The organism is Caldiplasma sukawensis (assembly GCF_052315375.1).
Lineage (GTDB): Archaea > Thermoplasmatota > Thermoplasmata > Thermoplasmatales > Thermoplasmataceae > Cuniculiplasma.
In genome coordinates this window covers 46,784-67,564 of sequence record NZ_JBLSDG010000002.1, presented here as the reverse complement: position 1 = coordinate 67,564, position 20,781 = coordinate 46,784, and the positions used below count along the sequence as shown (strand labels likewise).

The following is a 20,781-nucleotide window of genomic DNA, read 5'->3' as shown; positions in this document are numbered from 1 at the left end:
AGATGAATTGTAGTTTCTGCAACAGGAAAGCGGTTTACAAAAATGAGGTCCAGGGAAGATATTATTGTGACACTCATTTTTCAAATTATGTGGAAGCCTCATTTAGAAAAGAATTAAGGGATCAGCTAGGGAGAACTCACGATCAATTAAAGATCGCAGTGGCAATATCCGGCGGAAAAGACAGTTCCACTCTGTTATATTTACTCTGGAAAACATTAAAGGAGAACAGAAAGGTTCATATTACTGCCTTTACAATAGATGAGGGTATAGAGGGATACAGGAATCTTGGTCTTGAATCTGCCAGAAAACTCTGCGGAGAACTTGGAATTGAACATATGGTTCTTTCTTTCAATGAAAGATTTGGAAAGGATATGGATACAATTGTGAAGAGTGGTATCAAACTTGAAGGTTCCCCTTGTAGTTACTGTGGTCCAATGAGGAGAGATCTGATGAACAGGGCATCAACAATGATAAATGCAGATTATGTTGCATTAGGAATAAACCTGGACGACTATGCCCAGAGCATAGCAATGAATTTTCTCAGGGGTGATTACGAAAGAATGATAAGGTTGGCCCCTCACAAAAGAAAACTGGATGGAATGGTAAGAAGAATAATACCACTAAGAAAATTGTCTGAAAAAGAAATTAAGCTATATGCAATATTGAATTCCATTGAGCATGATCAATCCTGGTGTCCTTTTTCACTGGATGCTCAAAGAAATAAGGCCAGGGATCTTTTAAATTCTCTTGAGGTGGAGAGACCGGGAACAAAGCTTGCAATAGTTTCTTTCCTCGATTCCCTGAAGGAAAATAATAAACAGGATAACTTATCTATTGGAAAATGCAAAAAATGTGGGAATCCTGCAAATGGCCAATACTGTTCCTCATGTATAAAATCTGGTTTTGATAAAGAGGAAGAAAGCTTTCAATCATAGTATAAATTATATATTAAATTACATTCTTATTTTTGCATGCGTCTCTCTTATTACATACTGGTCAGGATAGTTTCAATAATCCCAACAGTGTTTGTTTTACTTTTTCTGTCATTTGTATTTCTGAAATATCTTCCAGACAATAGTAATTTGCCGATATATTCAGGCGGTTCAAACATTTTCCTTCAATTTTTAGACTATTTTGAGGGAGTTCTTCATGGCAACCTTGGCAATATTACTACAAATGTGTATAGTGGTTCTGTATCTCAGGCCATTTTATATTATATGCCAGAAACAATATTTCTAGGTGCTGTGTCTTTCATCATATCTTATGCGATCGCTCTTCCCCTTTCTGATTTTTCAGCAAAGAGAATAAAGGCACCAGGTGACTTTACAGCAAGGATAGTATCATTGGCAATCTATTCACTTCCATTGATATTTCTGTCCCTATTGATGATATTTTATTTTCCTATTCCAAAGGGTGTTAATTCATTCTCATTGGGAGGTTCCGCAGGAAATCCATCACTTTCTGGCTCCCAGAACCTTATTTCAGCACCGTGGATATCCAACGGTATTTCGTTTCCAACTCACATACTATTTATTGATGCCATCATTCATGGTAATTATTCATTTGCGCTGACTGCTTTTGAAAGTCAGATTTTACCAATCATCTCAATTGTGGCTTTGGTAACACCAATTCTTTTCATAATTCTGAGAAGCGGAATTTACGACTCATCAAGTCTGAGGCACATAAAACTTTTCCGTTCCATGGGGGTATCTGCCAGAACACTTTCAAAAAAACACATAAGAAGAAATGGAATCACTCCGTCAATAACAATATCTGGACTTATTATAGCTTACCTGTTCGGCGGGGTATTGATCGTGGAAAAGATATTCAACATAGATGGTCTCGGCTTTCTTAAATTTCAGCTTTTATTCACTGCATCAGGTAGCACTCAGGTATATGGACTTCTCGCAGTGATTCTCATATTTGGAATAGTTGTGATGGTTGTTAATATTATTGTTGACGTAATTTACAGGTTGATAAACCCTGAATACAAATATTGAGGTGTATGAATGAAATCTACTGTTAGCATTTTCAGAAAACCAAGTCAGTTAAGAAACAGAAATGTCATTGCGGAGAGATTTAAGGATTTTTTTTCCTATATGAGAAGAAACAGGATGGTTTTTGCCGGTTTCATTATTACAATGTTTTTTCTCATAATTTCATTGCTTGACCAAGTGGTTCCATGGTACCTGGGGGAGGGATATTACGCAAGAAATAATCTATCATACTTCATAAATCCAAATATTGCGGTGACAGCTTCTATTGGTCCAACATTTTCACACGGTATTTACTACATTCTTGGCACAACCTATCATGGCATTGCACTTTTTCCGGCTTTGCTAGATTCATTCAGAATTGATGTTGCCTCATCCCTATTCATAGTAATTTTGGGTGGAGTAATAGGATTAATCATTGGTTCAATTTCAGGTTACTTTGGAGGAGTTTTGGATGAAATTCTCATGAGAATAACAGATATATTTTACAGTATACCTGTATTTATAATGATATTACTATTTGCTCTTGCCATTTCAATAGATTTCAGATCACACGGTATCTATCTGAACGGAGTGGAATTAGTAAGTTTTGCCCTTCTTACAATATGGTGGCCAAGATATGCAAGACTTGCAAGGTCAAAGGCTATTGAGGTGAAAAACAGCAGATACGTAGAGTCTGCTAAGGTCTCAGGAATGCCTGGCTTAAGTGTTGTCTGGAATCATGTAATACCAAATGCCATATCTCCGGTCATATCACTGATCGGTCTTGATTTCGGTCTAATTGTACCAATTTTTACAGTCATAGAGTTTATAGGGGAAGGGACAAAAATTTTGCAAATCTCACAATATACACCTGAAATTGGCCAATTGATTTACGGTGGATTAACATTCATACCAAAGGGAATTGTGCTTCCATCCTTGATCCCTGTTATTTTTCTGTCAATTTTCATTATTGGAATAAATCTTTTTGCCGAGGGGCTGAGAGAATTTCTGAATCCAGAACGGAGGAGATAAAATGATTACAGAGGAAAAATTATCAATAGTTAATGAGAAGAGTAATGAGCCATATCTTAAGGTAAAAAGTCTTGTTACTCATTTTTTCACAAGAAGGGGGATCGTCAAAGCAATTGATAAAGTCTCATTTGAAGTATATCCTGGGGAAATATACGGACTCATTGGCGAGAGCGGCTGTGGAAAAACTGTAACTTGTGAATCAATTCTTGATCTCATGGATGGAACCACTGGATGGGTTATTCAGGGAAGTGTTGAAATTAAGGGATACGATTTGCTTTCCGATCTTAAGAATCTGGCATCTGTTAAAATACTCAGTGACACTGATGTGAGAATCAAAAAGAACAGAAAAGCAATCAATCTCCATGAGAAAACCATGAACGGGATAAGAGGAACAATGGCCGTCATGACATTTCAGGAATCAATGATGGATCTTAATCCATCAATGAAGGTTGAGGATCAAATAATTGCTACAGTGTTGGAAAAGAGGGCAGATGAAATATTGAAAGAATTGATCAACAGATATGATATGAACGAAAAAGACATCAGATCACTTATTGAAAAGTTGAATAAATCTCAGACAATTTTTGAGTCAAACAGGTTAAAAAGGAAGTTCATAAGAGATTATGCACTTTCAGAATTTCATGATGTTATAATGAATATTTTTGAAAATTCAGATGAAATCACAATAATCAATTCAATCTTGGAACTGGCCAGAAAAAAAAGTGAAAATATGAACATAAAAGCCCTTGAATTTTACAGGCAAAAATTCTCAAAGATGAAGACAATCAACTTCATTAAGTTCAATATTGAGAATTCCAAAAGAAATGAGGATAAATATTCGGTTAAAAAATTCAGGAATGAACTAAAAAACCTTAAAAGGTCAAAAGGGTATGGAACCTTATCTGAATCCTTAAAATATTCTTTCAGCAGTGGTAAAATAATGAATGAGGTCATGAATGAGATCAGATTTCAGACCATATTCCTGTTAAGTCAGTTGAATGTTTCAGGACCTGAACTGGTTTTGAGGCAGTACCCAGATGAGCTTTCCAATGGGGTTAAACAAAGGGTTGTTATTGCAATGGCTATCCAGATAAACCCAGGAATGCTCATAGCGGATGAACCAACAGCTCTGCTGGATGTTTACAACCAGTCGCAGATAATAGAGGTGCTGAAGGAGTATAATCAAAATACTGGAGCTCCAATTATTTTTGTAACCCATGATCTGTCAATAGTTTCAACACTTTGCCAGAGAATAGGTATAATGTATTCAGGAAATATTGTGGAAGAATCAACAATAGAGGAGATTTTCAATGATCCGAAGCATCCTTACACTGTGGGACTCATAAGCACAATACCAAGGGCTGATGAAAAGAAGGATAGAAATGAAAAGCTTCCAACAATAATAGGTGCAGTGCCAAATCTTGTTTCACCCCCAAGTGGATGCAGATTCCATCCCAGATGTAAATTTGCCATGGATATATGCTCATTAAAAAAACCTAAGATGGTTGAAATTTCAAAGGGACACAGGGTTGCTTGTTTCCTCTACTCTGATGAATCGGAGGTGTGAATTAATGGTAAATGAAAATAAGGTTATACTTATTGTAAGGAATCTGAGTAAAAAATTTTCAAACGAATCACACTCAGGAAAGGATGAAATCTCAGCAATAAATAATGTCAACCTTATACTTTATCAGGGGGAAACATTGGGCATTATAGGAGACTCTGGATCTGGAAAGAGTACACTTATGAGGTCAATTCTATTGAGCATCAAACCGGAAAGTGGTGAAATATTCATAAATCCTCCCGAAGACATTTCAGATGAGATTCAGGAAATTTTCAGAAGAATGGAACGTTTGGAAAGGTCAAGCAGTGATGATTTAGAGGAAGAACCGGAATACCAGGAATTGATTGAAAGGTATGAAGAGATAAAGAAGGAATATTCTGCAACCATGTTTAGGGGTAAAAAACTAAAAGAATTCAGGAAGAATATACAGGCAGTTTTACAGGATTCTTCTTCCTCATTTGATCCAAAGCGTATAATAAGGGATTCTCTTGGAGAACCACTCATATATATAGATAAAGTAAAGAAAAGTCAAATTATAGACAGGGAGATCACACTTGTATCAGAGGTCGGTTTGAGGGAGGATCATCTATTCAGATATCCATACGAGATGAGCGGGGGACAATTACAGAGGCTTGCAATCGCAAAGGCGCTTTCTGTAAAACCTAAACTAATAGTTCTGGACGAACCAACTTCATCTCTTGACGTTTCAATTCAGGGACAGATATTGAACCTCCTTAAGGATATGCAGTCTGAATCGGGAATTTCATACATACTTGTTAGTCACAATCTTGGAGTAATAAGAGTGATGGCAAACAGGGTCGCAGTAATGTTCCTGGGAGAAATTATAGAGATGGGGGAAACGGAAATAATTTTTACTGAACCACTTCATCCATATACTCAGGCATTAATGTCTGCAATACCTATACCGGAGCCAAAGATGATAAAGGAGAAAATACCACTTAAGAATAGTCTTCCTGATCCATCTTCACCTCCAAAGGGCTGCAGATTCCATACCAGGTGCCCTGTGGCAATGAAAACCTGTGGATGGTCCCCAAATGATATGATGGAACAGATGTCACACATACTGAATAAACACAGGCATCCTGAGGCCGAAAAAATACCAGAGGTGGTAAAAATGAATGTTCTTGAGGAGGAGAGAAGTCTGGAACTGGTTTTCGGAAAGGATACTGAAATTAACTCAGATGAAATCACTGGAGCTTTGAACGAAATTATAAATAGGGAAAAACGGGGTAAAATGTCCGTATTGTATGACGCAGTGGAAGATGTTGGAGTAACTGAGGAAAAATCTGTTTACATAAGAATGATCGAACCTGAAAAACTACAGATGTGGGAAAAATCACCGGGTCATAGTGTGGCATGTCTTTTATATAAATCAGAAGAAAATAACTAAAGATTCCTTCCTTTTTAAATATGTTTTTTAAATTACCTAACGTGCAAAACATACCTTACATTGTTGCAACTGAGATTCTGATGACTCCAATAATCATTTATTTTGTACTATACATAATAAAGAATTTATCAACAATCACTTATAAACAAGGCTCAATAGTACTGTTTCTCCTTGCAATGATGTCTGGAATGCTAAATACAGTCAATTACTACATCATACTCCCAAACGGTTTCCTGAACAATGTTATAGCCTTTAACATAAGCATGTTCGAGATGTCAGTGATCATATCTTACATTCTTCTAACGGCATTCAACAACAGAATTAATCACCTGATAGACAACAGAATGTCAAGGTGGATAGGAGTAATGGTGGTATGGAACGAAATTTCCATGGGTTTACTTCTCATATCTCTTGCTGTGGGTTTCAACACATCAAACATATACAATGGCTCAATTCTTACTGAAAGGCTTATTTCTATTTTTTCTGATTCCATTACAAGTTATCTATTCGTAATACCAATGGCAACTGAGATGGTAACGGCATATGTTTTGAAGCATTCTTCCGACAAGTTTCTTATGAAAATAAGCCTCTTAATAATTTTAATGCAGATTAGTGATCCTGCCATTGACGGGAATATTCTCGTAATTCCATTCTCTGTTATTTTTTCCATTATAATGGCTATTTCCATTTATTACATTATATCATACTTTTTAAAAAATAGAGATGAAATGAAAAATTACAGAATTACAATTTCCAAATTATTTCTAGCATATCTGCTTTTTTCTGCCTTTGGCCTTATTATGGAACCTGTTATTCCAGGTTCATTTGGACTAAGGTGGAGCATCTTCTCAGCAAGCATGGTATTCGCAATGATTCTGTATTTTTTGATGGCTTTCAGAGGGTTCAAATCATTTTATCCTGATGCTTCACCTGTCTCTTCCCCTTCCTAATTTCTCCTTTAACCATCCCCTGACATCGTAGAACATTATATTCTGGTAGGGACAGGCCTCAACACATTCACCAACGCCTACGCATCTTACATCTTTAAATTCACCCTTTGATATAAAACTTCCCGGTTGATATGTTATACCAACAGGGCATGCCTGAGTACACTCCTTTGTTTTACATGTACGACAAATATCAGAACTCTTAACCTTTAATTTAAAGAATCCAAATTTTGAAATAAATCTGTTGAAATTTCCCCAGTGGCAATAACCTGTATTTATGCATCCATATGATCCAGCATATGGCATCAACACGAATATAACATACCATATTATGCCAAACAATATTATGTATGTTAGTGAGAGTATGCCTGTCCCATAAACTCTTATATTATATCCAAAATACTGGTTAAGTATGGATGCAATTCCTCCAATGGCAATTACGGAATAAACTGCCAGGGAAACTAATCTGTAAATTTTATTCCTCTGCTGAGTTCTGTTAACTTTGGATGCTTTTCCTTTCCTGTTAAAATTTTTGAAGGAATCATAAAACGTTCCCTGGTACATTAAGGGTGCGGTACAGAATACGCTGCAAAGCTGCCTTGAACCAAAGAGGAATGATAGAGTTCCACTTATGGCGTAGGTTAAAAGCATTGGAATTGCCAGTGATACGGCAAGGCCTCCTGATGTTCCTATGCCCATTGACCAGCCAAGAAATGGAATTTTTGAGTTATTTGGAAATACAAAAGACGGGAAAACTATTGAATAGAGCCCATATGCGCATATCATAAGAACCATTCTTATCCTGTTTTCAACATTTTTGCTCTCTTTAATTTTAAAGACAACCAGTGCGCCCATCTCAAAACCCATCATTATTAGATAGAATGGTGAAAGAGCAACCCCTCCGAAAAATACTGTAAAATTATATAAAAACGGAATAACATTCATAAAAATGTTATTACTGTATGGGGCAAGTGATAGAGCCCCCAAGAAAACTTGAACTCCATAAAACTGAAAATCAAAGGTTAAACCCATGAAAAATTCTGAAGAAAATATAAGTGCGAGTAGTGCAGTGCTGTATCTTGACTCCCCCATCCATTGTATCTTTCTACCGCCTTCAAATCTTCTATAGTCTAAAATATATGTAAAATAGAGAATCATTTCTGTAACAACGGAAAGGCCAAGCAAGTAAGCATCTCCATACTCCTGATATATGGAAACTCCTGCCATCATAAGTGTGTATATGAAAAATAGAAGGAGAAAATATCTTCCTGTACCAGCCAAAACGTACTTTTTTCTGTAATGAATTTCAAAAATTACGATGAAAAGAGCCGTCATCAATGTTCCTGAAATATATACTGATAATGGAACCCATAACCCGCTGAATTCTGAGGGTATAAAAATCATAGCCGAGGCCTGTAATAAAAGGGCTAGATAAATGGAAGGTCTCAGCTTCTTTCTTGATAAATTCACAGTCAAAAACATTTCAAGAGCCATTGGAAGTATAAACCAGTAACCGTATAGTGGAGATATGAAGCTCAGGGGAAAGTTTTTTTCAACAAATGAAATTGCATTTGTATCTTTCTGAATCAAAGTGAATAGAAGCCCCATCAGATATTCATCCAATATTGTAAGTGTTATGACTACACCTTTATTCACTGGATTTTCATTTTTATTAACAGAGAAAAGTGAGAAAACAGGAATAATCATTTCAAATGCCATTATTCCTGCTGTCAACACATAAGCATCCTGAACTGAAATGCTAATTATGCCAGAATAATAGATCAAAGGGCCAATAAGCATTCCATTCATCATAAGAAGTACAATGTAAATAAGCAGGTTTCTTCCTTTTGTTTTACTTTCCTGTGAAAGAAAAACAACAATTGCCATTGTAATTCCCATTAAGATAGCAAAAGCAATCAAAATTGCAATTTCTGGTAGCATGATTCATTATGTGTATAGATTAGAAATAATTTCTTAAAAAATATTAAGAATTGCCCAGTATGAAATAAGGGAGAGAATAAGGGATGGAATACCTGCAGTGAGTCCTATTTTGACATATTCATAAGTGTTAATTGAAATGTTTGACTTCTTTTTTAGCATATAGATCCAAACCAATGTAGCCAGGGAACCAATTGGGGAAAACTTTGGGCCTATGTCATTTCCAATGGCATTAATGAGTACTGGATAACCTGATATGCCTGTTGATTTCAGTAGGAGGTCCCCCAGCAATACTGATGGAAGGTTATTCATAATTGATGAAAGCAATGCAAAAAATGACCCAAGTCCTATGAAATTCAATCCATCCGGTAGCTTATAAATATTGATGATTAATGGGTTCAAAATTGATATCAGCCCATTATTGGCCATGGAAAAAACAACAATGTACATTCCAAGTGAGAATAATACTATCTGCCATGGCGCATCTTTTATGGGAATTTTCCAGTCAATTTTTCCGTTCTTTATGGCAACAAATATTAGAATTATGGAGGCTGGTAATGCGATAAGTGAGATTGGTATAGAAAAAAAGCCTCCTATGGAATATACTATTATAATTGTAATGATAAATGGGAAAAATATCCTGAAAAGATTTCTGTCAACTATATCTTCCTCAGGGTTTTCTATGCTTACACTGTAATTTATGTTTATTTCCTTTCTGTAAATAAAATAGAGAATAGAGCTACCTACAACCACACTAACAATATCCGGTACTATCATTACAACCATATACTGAAAAAATTGAATTCCAAAATAGGTCGCTGCTATTATATTCACAAGATTACTTATGAGTAGAGGTAGACTTGCAGCATCTGCCAAAAATCCTATTATCATAACATAAGCCATTATGCCATTCTTATTCACATTTAACCTGTAAAGAAGGGCCACAACAATAGGAGTGAGCTCAATGGCTGTACCGTCATTTGCAAAAACAGTTGAAATAAATGTGGCCAAGATTACAAAATAAAGAAATATTTTCTTTCCGGAACCTTTGGACATTATGATTATTTTTGCCGCAAGATATTTGAAAACCCCCGCCTCATCAAATATGAGAGAAAAAATAATAATGGCGACAAAAGTAAGGGTGGGATTCCACACTATATCACCAACCTCTATAATGTTCTGTAAGGATACAAGACCTAGAATAAACGCAATCAATGCTCCTAAAAGTGCTGAATACCCTATATCTATGCCTTTCGGTTTTAAAATAACAAAAGTCAGGGTTAATGCGAATAGAATTATTGAGACTGTAAGATCAACTGGATTGTACAAGTTTTTCGATTCTCTCCTTGATCAAATCCCGAATTTCCCTCACCTTATTAATATCCTTCCCTTTTGGATCCTCAAGATTCCAGTCAGTCATTTTGCCCTTCATTTCTCTGTAAAGTATTGCTGGGCATTTTTCTTCAATTGAACAGCCCATTAAAATTACATTTGTGGCCTTTTTTAATATTTTTTCATCAATAAGCTTTGGAACATGATTTGAAACATCTATACCTATTTCTTTCATAACATTGATGACATTTTCATTTGGCCGATCTGAGGGTTCAGTCCCTCCACTTGCACAATTCAATCCGTATTTTTTTCCAATGTACTCAGCCATTACGCTTCTGCCAGCATTTTCTACACAAATGAAGTAATAGAAACGTTCCATTTCAATTGTATATACCAATATATATTAACAGTTTGCTATCTATAATAAATACTCTATATATCACAATATAAACTTCAAATTAGAATTTTCCCATTTAGAAAAAAGCGCTGGGAGGGAGATTTGAACTCCCGAGCTACGAGAGCACAGGCTTTCCAGACCTGCGCCTTACCAGGCTAGGCTACCCCAGCATCATAAAGGGAAATTAAAAATTGTATTTATGATTTTAGTTATGATAACAATTAAATTTACATATTAAGTAATAATAATATATTTACTAAGACATTACCTTTTTGATTAATATGGACGATATTTCGAAAATAAAGAGAGTACTTGTACCTGTTGATTTTTCAGATGAGTCTATTAAAGCTGCTGAGACAGCAGTTTCTCTGATGAAGTTTGTACCCGGTGCAGAAGTCATAATACTTAATGTTGTTAAACCAATACCTGTTCCAATCGGAGATCTTTCTGTTTCAGGAATATATGAGGGTGATACAGATGAGGATAACCTTAAAAATGCAAAAATTAACGTTGATAATTATGTTAAAAGCCTAAAAACAGATGGTCTTAAAATTGTTGGAGAATCTGTTCTTGGTGAACCTGTGGAAGCCATCCTGGAATACAGTGAAAAAAATGGAATAGATCTGGTAGTGATGGGGAACAGGAAACATGGATTTAAAAGAGGAATATTTATGGGCTCTGTTTCAGAAAGGGTTTCTGCAAACTCTCATTGTTCTGTAATGATAGTTAGATAAAATAACGCCGGGGGGGAGATTCGAACTCCCGAGCTACAAGAGCAATAGATCTCGAGTCTATCGCCTTACCAGGCTAGGCTACCCCGACAATTTTTTTGTGTTCCTGCATAATGCATTTATCCATAATAACTGTGATTCCATTCTTTTCTGCCAGTTCCTTTCCCTTTTCACTGGCAACTCCAAGTTGCATCCAGATCACCTTTGGCCTTACACTCAGACTCTCCTGGACAATTTCAGGAACTGCCTCAGGTTTTCTGAATATGTCAACAATATCAATACTATTCTCCTTTGCGGCCTCTTCAAGATTTTTATAAGACTTTCTACCATTCCAGTAATCAATTTTTGGATTAATGGGAATTACATTGTAGCCATGTTTTACCAGATATTCTGAAACCATATAGCTATCTCTTTCCTTATTTTCACTTATACCCACCACAGCTATATTCTTGTAATCTTCCAGAATTTTCTTTATTTCCATGATTGACAAATAAAAAAAAAATATAAATTATTTGCTCAGGTTTTCAACTTCTTCCTTTGATAGTATTCTGAATTTTCCACCCTGAGTAACAGTTGCAACTTCCGGAGGTCTAAATTCAGATTGATCCTCAATGGATGATTTAAGGGCCTGAATACCCATTTTTATTGCATCTGTCTCATCAACATCCTCCTTATAATTCTTCTCAAGGTAATTGATGACCTGATCTCTTCCAGCCCCTATCGCTGTGGCCTTGTATTCATTTATGACTCCAGAGGGATCTGTATCAAAAAGTCTCGGGCCAACCTGATCCATTCCTGCGAATATAATAGCGACACCGTAGGGTCTTACTCCTCCATACTGAGTGTACTGCTGCATCTGATCCGCAACCTTTTTCACAAGGTTCTCAATATTAACAAGAGATCCATAGGTTACCTTTTCCTGCTGATTTACAATCCTTGCGAAATCAATCAGAACTCTTGCATCTGCTCCGAGGCCAGAAGTGACACAACCCACATTATCATCAATAAGTTGTATCTTTTCCAATGAATTTGATTCAACCAGTCGGCTCCTGGGTCTCTTCTCGGAAATTATTGCTACACCGTTCCTGAATTTCAGACCAAGAGCTGTGGAACCTCTTTTAACAGCCTCTCTTGCATACTCAACCTGAAACAGCCTCCCATCAGGTGAGAAGACTGTAATTGCTCTATCATAAGCCATCTGTGCCTGTTGCATTATTTCACCGTAGTCCCTTAACCCGTTTAAATAATAAATCTTTTCTAATTTTTACATTATTTCTTCATATGAGTAAAAACAATTAATTTTAAGTATTATACGTGATCAAATGTTTATAACTACTTTGTAATTTTGATAATGATGAGAATTTTTGACAATCATTTTCACCTTAATTATAAAAGTAATTACATTGAGCCAGTGAAAATTTTTTCTAAAGCAGGGGGAACATCAATTAATCTCATAAATCTTCCTCCGGAGGATGGGAGTTCCTTTGAAAAAACGTATGAAGAAACTATCCGGATTGGAGAAATCATCAGGGAAAGATTCAACCTTGATGTCATTATCACAATAGGTCCGTATCCTGTAAATTATATGTGGATGGAAAAAGAAAAAAGAGATACAGAATATAGGAAAGCAATAGACAGGGCAATAAATCTTATAAGGGATCAGAAAGCACAAGCTCTTGGTGAAATTGGAAGAATACACTTTGAGGAAGGATTCCACTTAAATTCAAGTCTCAACAATTTGATGGAATACGCTTTTCAATCAGCTGCAGATATTGATTGTCCAGTAATTATACATAGTGAAGACCTTGATGAGAAAAGTCTCAGGGAACTTGAAAATATGTGCTACAAAAATGGAATTCCTGTCAACAAGGTTGTGAAGCATCATGCAAACTATGAAATTTTAAAATATAGCACCAAGATAACACTGTCAATTCCTGCAGCAAGGCCTTCTGTGGCAATGGCAGTTGAATCAGGGGCGTCGGTAATGCTGGAAACCGATTTCATAAATGAACCTGGAAACCTGAATAAATTTCTACCGCCTGATTCAGTACCATTAAGGGCAAAGTATATTATTAACAGATATGGGGAGAATGGAAATAAATTTCTTGAGCGCTCTTTCCATGTATTGCCGGAAATGGTTTATGGGGAGGATAATTTTCATACTATATAATCAATAAAATTATTACTCTTTAAAGCATATGTGAGGGGATAATGTCAATATCAAAGGCTGAGATAGAAAGACTTAGTAAGGACATCAGAACATATTTCAGGCAGGAGATGAAGAGCATACTCATACAGCCAATAAGACCAACATTCTACTCAGAAGTTCGGAAATTACTTCTTGATATTGACGAACTATCAAGAGAATATGTAAATAATAACGATCTTGAGAATCTTAGGCAGTTGATGAACAAAAAAGATGTGATCACAAAAAATCTAAGAAATTTTCTCACTAAAAGGTACGAAAAAATAATGAGAGATTCTTTAATGGAACTGGATTCAAAACTAATGAGCAATCTCACTGACGAGGAGAAATATTTCATTACAGAAATGCACCAGAAGATTGAGCGCCACTTTGATAGTGTTCTGAGACCAGGACAGGAAGCGCCTTCTGATGAAAAACTAACCATACAGGAGGAAGTCACGGATTTAGAGGAGGAGGAAAAACAAGAGCAGGATGTAAAGGAAGATTATGTCCTTGTTATGATAAAAGCGAACGATCTGTCATTTTCAGACAGGGAAAGGGATTACTATCTTTACAAAAACGATTTTGTTTTTCTACCAAGGGCATCTGCAAACATTATAATTGAAAAAAATCATGGAAAAAAAATAGAATTTTAAAAAATTATTAATTTTTACTTTCTTCTAACAACCATAGCAACAAGCACTGCTACTATGACTACCACTACTACTCCAAGTATAATGTATGTATACATGTTGTTGTTTGATGATGAGGTCACTGTTGCTGTTGACGGCTGAATTGTAATGGTGTGGTTTGAGAAGTGAGGTATGTGAATTATAAAAAGAACTCCTCCGCTCTCCTTAACAAAGGAGAAGTATGCTGATGTTGAGCTGGAAACGTTTACAACTCCATTGAAATCTGTGAATGTTGCTACTGAACCATCAAATGTCACGGTGAAATTCCCATTGTCTTTCATAACTGAGTTGGATATGAATATTGCAATGTTAGTTCCAGTGTGATTTCCAGGTGTTGCGGATACATCTATTGTGACCTTTCCACTGTTCTCTGATGAAACAGTCTCCCTGACACTAGCATTGAATTGAACTTCAAGAGAGCCATTTGAATATGTGGTGTTCACAACTATTTCAGTGGCTATCTTTCCATGTTCAAGTCCATAGTTAAACACACCTCTGTATTTTCCAAGGTGGCTCAATCCAGGTGGTGAAAGAATATTGATCATTGCTATTCCTGAGGTTGATACAGTTATTGTCTCACCGTTCTCTGAGACCATTCCATTACCTACACTCATCAGTATGACCCTACCGTTGCTTTCACTAACTTTTATTGCTGTTTTTCCTACTCCAAATCTACCAGAAATTCCAAATTCCGTTTTCAACTGAAATCCTGGATTGGACACAGCCAGAGAGCCATTTGCTGTGATATTGGTGTCATGTGTTTGGAAGATTGTAATGTTGCTTCCCGATGGGAATGTTATTGTGAATGATCCATTTGAAAGCAGAACTGAGGATTCAATTGCCCTGTTGTCATGAATTGATGCTATGTAGCTGCTGTTAAGGTAGAGGAACAGGGATCCAACTGTTATTGGGGTGTTGAAGGGAAGATTTATTATTGCACTGTTCTGAAGTGAACCGTTGCCCTTCATTGACATACTGTTTATTATTTCTGTTGAACCGTTGTTTGTATTCACAGCAATGTTTGAGTAAACATTATCTGTTGAGTTGAATTTGAAAGAAACAAATTTGCCGGTCACATTTCCAGTTGTGTTGTTGTATGTGAATTTCTCAGATATTTTGTTTTCCAATATCTGTGAAAGCCTTTTTTCCAGGTTTCCATTTGTAGCAAATGAAACAAATAGAGGCTGTGCTATTCCTGAAATTGATGGTGCTTTCAGTTTCATTGTCATTCCGTTGTTTGATGTTGTCACATAACCATTGGTAACTATTACACCAAGGTATCCTGAGTTCTGAATTGCATATACCTTAATCCCCAGTCCAGTCATCTTAAAAGCTTCAACTATTGTGCTCTTTGCATATATGTTTGAGTTGTCTGTAAGTTTAATCGCTTTTTCACTGAGCATCAATGTCATGTTTGCAGCCACTGAACCAGTTGCTGTCAATTTACTCTGCGTAAGGAATGTGACAGAGTCTGGATATTGTGATCCCAAAACCAAAACTGCATTGTTGTCAAAACTCAAGTTGTATGTTAGGGAAGATATTGATCCCGAACTGAAATTGCTTCCATTTATGTAAATGCTGTTCACCAGAATACCAGAAGAGCTGCCATTCGCCACAAGTGAAAGGTTCGCTATATAGCCAGACGTTTCATTGTACTGGAAGTTGTATCCGTATACATCCGCAGTTGAAAGGCTCATTTGAGTTCCTGTGGATGCAGGGGATATCCCTCCAGCAACAACCGTTCCCGTTATTAAGAGAACGCCTAAAATTGCCAGTATGAATTTCTCCATATGTTTGTATTTTGATAGTATTTAAAGGTATATTGGTACAAAGGAATAGTACTTTAACTCTTTAAATGTAAATAATAGAAATTCATTATGTAATTGATGGGAAAGCCAGAGGGCAGCTGACGCCTCTAAGGTGAGGAAAGTCCCCCCTCCTCTGCATGGGCCAGCCATCATTGGTTTCCCGAGAGGGAAGGCTACAGCAATAGAAACAGAACCTGTCGGGGTAAACAGTGTGATTTCAAAAAGAATGACGTTCCCCCGAACATGTTGGAAGAGCTGCCCTGGCCGGAGAAAGTCCAAAAGTGCCCGTTGAGGGATGCAGTGAGGGCAAGGTAGGACGAAAGTGATCATAGGATCCAAGTCGAATGCTGCCAGCCTTTTTGGTGAACAGAAGGGGGCTTACTCCTGGCATTCCCATTGTAAAAATATATTATTCAATTTTCATTACACACATATGTCAGATAAAATATGTGATGTTGTGAATTGTAATGAGACTAGTGTTAAAACCGTTGGTTCAGACCTTGCATCAAAAGTTTTCACATTTAAATCAAACTCAACCAAGGTTCATCTATGCAGGGAGCACTACAAAAAATACAAGAAAGATACAAAGAAAGAGAGGGATGCAGAGAGAGCCGGCTGGGTATGATACTTAAGGCTGACGTAGTAATAACAGTATTGAATGAGGAAAAAAACATATCAAGGCTCCTTGAAGCCCTTTTGCCACAGGAGGCTATAAACAGAATAATTATAGTTGATTCCATGAGTGAGGACAGAACTGCTGAAATTGTAAAATCATTCAAGAATCATAAAATATTTTTCCATCAGGCAAAATGCTCAAGAGGACAGGGTAGAAATATAGGTGCTGGTTTTTCCGATGCAGATGTATTACTTTTCACGGACGGAGATGCAATTCCACATAAAAATTGGGTAAACGAAATACTGAAATGTATGAAAGATGCGGATGTTGTGGCAGGAAGTACAGTGCAGGTTGGAAAAAAAACATATTCATCTCTTGAAAGAGTAAAACTCTATGTGGATAATTTCGAGGTCACACTTCCATCAATGAATCTGGCATATCGTAGAGATTTATTTATTAGAATTGGAGGTTTTGATCCTTACCTGATTACGGCAGAGGATATTGACCTGAACATAAGGGCTAAAATTTCTGGTGCAAGGACAATATTATGCAGAGATGCAATCATCTACCACAACGTAAGGGAGAATTTCAGAGCACTTGGAAGACAGGCTTTCTGGAATGGCTATGGAAGATATCAATTAAGGGCTAAATATGGAAAAAAATTCAGTATTGTTAAAAAGGATAAGATTAGCCTTAAATCAATATCATTTATATGGATGATCAGAAATATGATTGGAATTGTTGGATATCTTGAGTCATTTTTCAGGATCAAATCAAAGATACAGAAAATAAAAAAAATTTAGTTTGAATACATCTGATAGTTGGGCGGTTCTGATATTACTCTTATGTCATGAGGATGACTCTCTCTAAGTCCGCTATTTGTTATCTTTATGAATTCTGTGTTTTCCCTTAGTTCTTTAATATTTCTGCATCCAGCATACCCCATACCAGCCTTTATTCCACCTGATAGCTGATACATCATATCCTCAACCTTTCCCTTATATGGAACCGCTGCTTCAACTCCCTCAGCAACAAATTTGCTCCCCGGAAATTTTCCGTACCTATCAGATCCTTTTGACATTGCACCTATGGAACCCATTCCTCTGTACGCTTTGTACTTCCTCCCGTTTATTATCATCTCCTGCCCTGGACTCTCATCTGTTCCTGCCAACAGAGACCCAATCATCACACATTCGGCTCCTGCACATATTGCCTTTACAATATCACCTGAAAATCTTATTCCTCCGTCAGCAATCACCGGCACATCATTTTTCATTGCAACGTCGGCAGCATCCACAATGGCAGTGATCTGAGGAACACCTATTCCTGCAATGACTCTTGTAGTGCATATTGAACCTGGCCCTATACCGACCTTTATTCCATCAATATCGCATGATATGAGATCCTCAGCAGCCGTTTTCGTTGCTATGTTCCCAACAACAATGTCTATGTCAATTTCCTTTCTCATTTTCTTCACAGCAGAAATCACATTATCATTATGTGCATGTGCAGTATCAATTACTATTGCATCAGCACCCTCTTTCTCCATAAGTTTTGCTCTGTCAAGATCGAATGGCCCAACGGCCGCTCCTATGACAAGCTGACCCTCTTCATCCCTTGTTGCATGTGGATAATTCTGTCTTGTGGTGATATCTTTGGATGTTATGAGGCCAACCACTCTCCCATCTTTATCTACGAGAGGCAGTTTCTCAATTCTGTTTTTGTAAAGGATCTTCATTGCATCAGATATTGTTATATTTTCTTCTGCAGATATAACATCTACAGTCATTATATCCTTGACATATTTTTTATTTTCAAAATTTGACTCAATATCCCTTCTGGTAACAATTCCCACAAGTTTATTTCCCTTTACAACAGGAAATCCTGCTATATTTTTTTCGTTCATTATCTGTTTGGCTACCTCAACAGGTGTTTCTGGATCAAGGGTATGAACATTTCTTATTATTACTGATTCGGCCCTTTTCACATTTCTTACCATTGTGGCCTCCTCGTTTCTCGCCATGTTCCTGTGGATGATACCTATGCCACCGGACCTTGCCATGGCTATCCCCATCTCCCACTCTGTTACCGTATCCATTGGGGAACTTGCTATTGGAACATTAAGTTTAATGTGTCTTGAAAACCTGGATTTTATTTCTGCCTCCCTGGGCTCAATGGGAGATCTTCTGGGAATTATGAGAACATCATCAAATGTAAGTCCCTCTTTCATTTTCGATATTTTATCTGAAAACATAGTAAATAAGGGAAAATCCATATTTAAATGTTATCTAATAATTCTATTTTTTTCAAGATAAATATTCCTGAAAAATCTTACAGCTTGTTCCGTACTTCTATTGTATTCATATGAAATTGATCTGTAGTAATAATCCATGAGATTTCTTTCATTCTCATTAAAGTTGCATATTACATCCCTGTAAATATGAGCATCCACATTCCACATCCTTTCATCCAATCCTCCTCCACTTCTTGTTGCAGTAACAGCATAAACTGGAGGAATTTCATAGATTTTTGTGATCATGTATGAAATATCCATTAAAATAGTGTAGTTTGACCTGTAAACCGATAGTGCATTATCTCCAATAACAAGTGCAAAATCGCTCTCCTGAAGAAGTTTATCCGGGTTCTCCGTGTTACAAATTATCATTTTTGAGTCAGGAAAGTACTTATCCAGGATAAGTGAAAGATAAAATGATGTGGTGTCTGTTTCAGAAGTAACCGCTATTTGCATACCATTGTACATTTTCTGCCCATTTGAAATCAGAAGATTTGACATGGAATGAATTTTTCCTGTTATGGTGGGCCCTTTAACTATTTTCAAATCGTCACCCTCGGCAAACATTTTCACAAGGGCCACCATGCCATAATCCAACTGTCCATTCTTTAATTTTTCAAGGTTTGTTCTTGGTCCGTTGGCCTCAACTTCAAAGTGTTCTGACAATGAAACTTTCAAGGGAATGCTGTGTTTTAAATTTATAATTCCAAAGGATTTCAGAAATATCCCTTTATCCTGTAAAAGGTGTCTCTTTTTGCAGGAACCTTTCCCACTTCTGTGATCATTCTGCTTAGTTCCTCAACTGTGGTTACTTCATGTCTGTTTGTAGCACCAAATATCTTTTCGCTGATAGCAGTTCCCACAAGGTCATTCCCCCCACCAGTCAGTGCAGTCTGTCCAATCCCCTTACCCAATGAAACCCAGTAGACGCTGATATTTTTCATCCACTGTCCCATTATCATTCTCGCCATGGATATTACCTCTAGATCTTTAACACCAGAAGCAGGACCTTTTACCTTACCCATCTTTAAAAGGGGCGTATTTTCTGGGGAAAACTTGAGTGGGATAAATGAAAGAAATCCAGGCTGTTCTATCTGATTTTCCCTGAGTTTTATCATGTGATCAAATATATTTTCCCAGTTCTCTACATGACCATAGGTCATGGTTGAGTTCCCCATCAGACCCATAGAATGAATTAACTTTGCATCTTCAAGATATTTTTCACCAGATATTTTCTCAGGAGTTGTTATAACCTTTCTCACTTCCGGATCAAAAATTTCTGCCCCTCCTCCTGTGTGTGCTTCCATCCCTGCCTCTCTGAACCTTTCCACCAGATCTTTTATGGATACCTTATTTATCCTGGCAATGAAATCTATTTCAGGTATTGTGAGAGCTTTGAGAGTTGCAGCTGGCATGTACTTTTTGACAGTTCTGAATATTTCCTCATAATACTCAATGGGAAGATAAGGGTTGAATCCTCCAACTATGTGTATCTCTGTGGGGTTGTATGGTTCAGCATTCTTTAATTCTTTTTTAACATCCTCTACTGAAAGTTCATAACCTTTGTCTGTTTTACTCTTTATCTTTGCAGGTACGTAAAAAGCGCATATTGGACAGCTTGCTGCACAGTAATTGCTGTAATTTATGTTGTAGGAAACCGCAAATGTAACAGTATTCCCAATTTGGATATCAGTGAGTTTGTCTGCAATTTCCATTTTTTCATGGATTGTTAATGTGTTATGTATCTCTAAAGCTTCAGTTAAATTCAGTTTGTATCCATCTTTCAGAAGGTCAAACCAGTAATCTTTTTCATAAATTGTTCTCATACTACATAATATTACAGGAGATTGTATTAATGT

The 20,781-nt window shown here is 36.7% G+C and carries 20 protein-coding genes, 2 tRNA genes and 1 other RNA gene; 12 read left to right on the top strand and 11 right to left on the bottom strand.

Translation table 11 applies throughout. The features are described from left to right. Window positions 1-2: 2 nt before the first annotated feature. From ACNF4Z_RS01620 to ACNF4Z_RS01595, 6 genes are read left to right on the top strand one after another with little or no spacing between them, the layout of a single operon-like run. Window positions 3-935: a TIGR00269 family protein gene (locus ACNF4Z_RS01620; RefSeq protein WP_458327494.1), complete on the top strand. Its 933-nt coding sequence runs from the start codon at window positions 3-5 to the stop codon at window positions 933-935. 36 nt (window positions 936-971) lie between these two features. After that, window positions 972-2,000 (top strand): ABC transporter permease subunit, encoded by a 1,029-nt coding sequence (locus tag ACNF4Z_RS01615; RefSeq protein WP_458327493.1) that lies wholly within the window; start codon window positions 972-974, stop codon window positions 1,998-2,000. Window positions 2,001-2,009: 9 nt separating this feature from the next. Beyond that, complete coding sequence (locus ACNF4Z_RS01610) at window positions 2,010-3,008, top strand: ABC transporter permease (RefSeq protein ID WP_458327492.1); 999 nt, start codon at window positions 2,010-2,012, stop codon at window positions 3,006-3,008. A 1-nt stretch (window position 3,009) separates the two neighbouring features. Next, on the top strand, window positions 3,010-4,575 hold the full coding sequence (locus ACNF4Z_RS01605; protein ID WP_458327491.1) for an oligopeptide/dipeptide ABC transporter ATP-binding protein: 1,566 nt from the start codon (window positions 3,010-3,012) through the stop codon (window positions 4,573-4,575). 4 nt (window positions 4,576-4,579) lie between these two features. Further along, window positions 4,580-5,983, top strand: coding sequence for an oligopeptide/dipeptide ABC transporter ATP-binding protein (locus ACNF4Z_RS01600; RefSeq protein WP_458327490.1), 1,404 nt, complete (start codon window positions 4,580-4,582; stop codon window positions 5,981-5,983). A 41-nt stretch (window positions 5,984-6,024) separates the two neighbouring features. After that, entirely contained in the window at window positions 6,025-6,933 is a 909-nt protein-coding gene (locus tag ACNF4Z_RS01595) for a hypothetical protein (protein ID WP_458327489.1), read from the top strand. On the opposite strand, the gene ACNF4Z_RS01590 is transcribed toward ACNF4Z_RS01595, so the two are convergent. The 4 genes from ACNF4Z_RS01590 to ACNF4Z_RS01575 all read right to left on the bottom strand — a co-directional run bounded on the left by ACNF4Z_RS01590 (window position 6,910) and on the right by ACNF4Z_RS01575 (window position 10,767). After that, window positions 6,910-8,871 (bottom strand): 4Fe-4S binding protein, encoded by a 1,962-nt coding sequence (locus ACNF4Z_RS01590; RefSeq protein WP_458327488.1) that lies wholly within the window; start codon window positions 8,869-8,871, stop codon window positions 6,910-6,912. The two genes, ACNF4Z_RS01595 and ACNF4Z_RS01590, sit on opposite strands and share 24 nt — an antisense overlap. Before the next feature lie 33 nt (window positions 8,872-8,904). Continuing rightward, complete coding sequence (locus ACNF4Z_RS01585) at window positions 8,905-10,197, bottom strand: ArsB/NhaD family transporter (protein WP_458327487.1); 1,293 nt, start codon at window positions 10,195-10,197, stop codon at window positions 8,905-8,907. Next, window positions 10,181-10,579 (bottom strand): arsenate reductase/protein-tyrosine-phosphatase family protein, encoded by a 399-nt coding sequence (locus tag ACNF4Z_RS01580; RefSeq protein WP_458327486.1) that lies wholly within the window; start codon window positions 10,577-10,579, stop codon window positions 10,181-10,183. The genes ACNF4Z_RS01585 and ACNF4Z_RS01580 overlap by 17 nt, the downstream gene beginning before the upstream one ends. A gap of 105 nt (window positions 10,580-10,684) precedes the next feature. Further along, window positions 10,685-10,767: transfer RNA gene (locus ACNF4Z_RS01575), tRNA-Ser, on the bottom strand. Between the two features lie 111 nt (window positions 10,768-10,878). On the opposite strand from ACNF4Z_RS01575, the gene ACNF4Z_RS01570 reads away from it, so the two are divergent. After that, on the top strand, window positions 10,879-11,331 hold the full coding sequence (locus ACNF4Z_RS01570; protein ID WP_458327656.1) for a universal stress protein: 453 nt from the start codon (window positions 10,879-10,881) through the stop codon (window positions 11,329-11,331). Window positions 11,332-11,336: 5 nt separating this feature from the next. On the opposite strand, the gene ACNF4Z_RS01565 is transcribed toward ACNF4Z_RS01570, so the two are convergent. The 3 genes from ACNF4Z_RS01565 to psmA all read right to left on the bottom strand — a co-directional run bounded on the left by ACNF4Z_RS01565 (window position 11,337) and on the right by psmA (window position 12,541). Beyond that, window positions 11,337-11,419, bottom strand: a tRNA-Ser gene (locus tag ACNF4Z_RS01565). Continuing rightward, the gene (locus tag ACNF4Z_RS01560; RefSeq protein ID WP_458327485.1) at window positions 11,405-11,809 is read right to left on the bottom strand and encodes a CoA-binding protein; all 405 of its coding nucleotides are present in this window, start codon (window positions 11,807-11,809) and stop codon (window positions 11,405-11,407) included. Before ACNF4Z_RS01560 ends, ACNF4Z_RS01565 begins: the two co-directional genes overlap by 15 nt. Window positions 11,810-11,836: 27 nt before the next feature. Continuing rightward, window positions 11,837-12,541, bottom strand: coding sequence for an archaeal proteasome endopeptidase complex subunit alpha (gene psmA / locus ACNF4Z_RS01555; protein ID WP_458327484.1), 705 nt, complete (start codon window positions 12,539-12,541; stop codon window positions 11,837-11,839). Window positions 12,542-12,682: 141 nt separating this feature from the next. Between psmA and ACNF4Z_RS01550 the strand changes: the two genes are divergently transcribed. Beyond that, complete coding sequence (locus tag ACNF4Z_RS01550) at window positions 12,683-13,498, top strand: TatD family hydrolase (RefSeq protein ID WP_458327483.1); 816 nt, start codon at window positions 12,683-12,685, stop codon at window positions 13,496-13,498. Between the two features lie 41 nt (window positions 13,499-13,539). Further along, entirely contained in the window at window positions 13,540-14,169 is a 630-nt protein-coding gene (locus ACNF4Z_RS01545) for a hypothetical protein (RefSeq protein ID WP_458327482.1), read from the top strand. Between the two features lie 14 nt (window positions 14,170-14,183). Here ACNF4Z_RS01545 and ACNF4Z_RS01540 read toward each other — a convergent pair whose 3' ends face one another. Next, on the bottom strand, window positions 14,184-15,995 hold the full coding sequence (locus tag ACNF4Z_RS01540) for a hypothetical protein (protein ID WP_458327481.1): 1,812 nt from the start codon (window positions 15,993-15,995) through the stop codon (window positions 14,184-14,186). A gap of 100 nt (window positions 15,996-16,095) precedes the next feature. Between ACNF4Z_RS01540 and rnpB the strand changes: the two genes are divergently transcribed. From rnpB to ACNF4Z_RS01525, 3 genes are all read left to right on the top strand, one after another. Further along, an RNA gene (gene rnpB, locus ACNF4Z_RS01535) (RNase P RNA component) lies at window positions 16,096-16,406 on the top strand. Between the two features lie 40 nt (window positions 16,407-16,446). Continuing rightward, on the top strand, window positions 16,447-16,638 hold the full coding sequence (locus ACNF4Z_RS01530; protein WP_458327480.1) for a hypothetical protein: 192 nt from the start codon (window positions 16,447-16,449) through the stop codon (window positions 16,636-16,638). Further along, a complete protein-coding gene (locus tag ACNF4Z_RS01525; protein ID WP_458327479.1) occupies window positions 16,563-17,432 on the top strand; it encodes a glycosyltransferase in 870 nt (289 codons plus the stop codon). The genes ACNF4Z_RS01530 and ACNF4Z_RS01525 overlap by 76 nt, the downstream gene beginning before the upstream one ends. Here the strand turns inward: ACNF4Z_RS01525 and guaB are convergent. The 3 genes from guaB to ACNF4Z_RS01510 are packed head-to-tail and all read right to left on the bottom strand — an operon-like array spanning window position 17,429 to window position 20,748. After that, window positions 17,429-18,883, bottom strand: coding sequence for an IMP dehydrogenase (gene guaB, locus ACNF4Z_RS01520; RefSeq protein WP_458327478.1), 1,455 nt, complete (start codon window positions 18,881-18,883; stop codon window positions 17,429-17,431). The genes ACNF4Z_RS01525 and guaB overlap by 4 nt on opposite strands. Window positions 18,884-18,913: 30 nt before the next feature. Continuing rightward, entirely contained in the window at window positions 18,914-19,600 is a 687-nt protein-coding gene (locus ACNF4Z_RS01515; protein WP_458327477.1) for an MqnA/MqnD/SBP family protein, read from the bottom strand. A 38-nt stretch (window positions 19,601-19,638) separates the two neighbouring features. Further along, entirely contained in the window at window positions 19,639-20,748 is a 1,110-nt protein-coding gene (locus ACNF4Z_RS01510; RefSeq protein ID WP_458327476.1) for a CofH family radical SAM protein, read from the bottom strand. Between the last annotated feature and the right edge of the window lie 33 nt (window positions 20,749-20,781).

What these genes read in the sequence shown, in the direction of transcription:
- ACNF4Z_RS01620 (WP_458327494.1), top strand. Translation starts at nt 3, where the DNA reads ATGAATTGTAGTTTCTGCAACAGGAAAGCGGTTTACAAAAATGAGGTC.
- ACNF4Z_RS01615 (WP_458327493.1), top strand. Translation starts at nt 972, where the DNA reads ATGCGTCTCTCTTATTACATACTGGTCAGGATAGTTTCAATAATCCCA.
- ACNF4Z_RS01610 (WP_458327492.1), top strand. Translation starts at nt 2,010, where the DNA reads ATGAAATCTACTGTTAGCATTTTCAGAAAACCAAGTCAGTTAAGAAAC.
- ACNF4Z_RS01605 (WP_458327491.1), top strand. Translation starts at nt 3,010, where the DNA reads ATGATTACAGAGGAAAAATTATCAATAGTTAATGAGAAGAGTAATGAG.
- ACNF4Z_RS01600 (WP_458327490.1), top strand. Translation starts at nt 4,580, where the DNA reads ATGGTAAATGAAAATAAGGTTATACTTATTGTAAGGAATCTGAGTAAA.
- ACNF4Z_RS01590 (WP_458327488.1), bottom strand. Translation starts at nt 8,871, where the DNA reads ATGCTACCAGAAATTGCAATTTTGATTGCTTTTGCTATCTTAATGGGA.
- ACNF4Z_RS01580 (WP_458327486.1), bottom strand. Translation starts at nt 10,579, where the DNA reads ATGGAACGTTTCTATTACTTCATTTGTGTAGAAAATGCTGGCAGAAGC.
- ACNF4Z_RS01570 (WP_458327656.1), top strand. Translation starts at nt 10,879, where the DNA reads ATGGACGATATTTCGAAAATAAAGAGAGTACTTGTACCTGTTGATTTT.
- ACNF4Z_RS01560 (WP_458327485.1), bottom strand. Translation starts at nt 11,809, where the DNA reads ATGGAAATAAAGAAAATTCTGGAAGATTACAAGAATATAGCTGTGGTG.
- psmA (WP_458327484.1), bottom strand. Translation starts at nt 12,541, where the DNA reads ATGCAACAGGCACAGATGGCTTATGATAGAGCAATTACAGTCTTCTCA.
- ACNF4Z_RS01550 (WP_458327483.1), top strand. Translation starts at nt 12,683, where the DNA reads ATGAGAATTTTTGACAATCATTTTCACCTTAATTATAAAAGTAATTAC.
- ACNF4Z_RS01545 (WP_458327482.1), top strand. Translation starts at nt 13,540, where the DNA reads ATGTCAATATCAAAGGCTGAGATAGAAAGACTTAGTAAGGACATCAGA.
- ACNF4Z_RS01540 (WP_458327481.1), bottom strand. Translation starts at nt 15,995, where the DNA reads ATGGAGAAATTCATACTGGCAATTTTAGGCGTTCTCTTAATAACGGGA.
- ACNF4Z_RS01530 (WP_458327480.1), top strand. Translation starts at nt 16,447, where the DNA reads ATGTCAGATAAAATATGTGATGTTGTGAATTGTAATGAGACTAGTGTT.
- ACNF4Z_RS01525 (WP_458327479.1), top strand. Translation starts at nt 16,563, where the DNA reads ATGCAGGGAGCACTACAAAAAATACAAGAAAGATACAAAGAAAGAGAG.
- guaB (WP_458327478.1), bottom strand. Translation starts at nt 18,883, where the DNA reads ATGTTTTCAGATAAAATATCGAAAATGAAAGAGGGACTTACATTTGAT.
- ACNF4Z_RS01510 (WP_458327476.1), bottom strand. Translation starts at nt 20,748, where the DNA reads ATGAGAACAATTTATGAAAAAGATTACTGGTTTGACCTTCTGAAAGAT.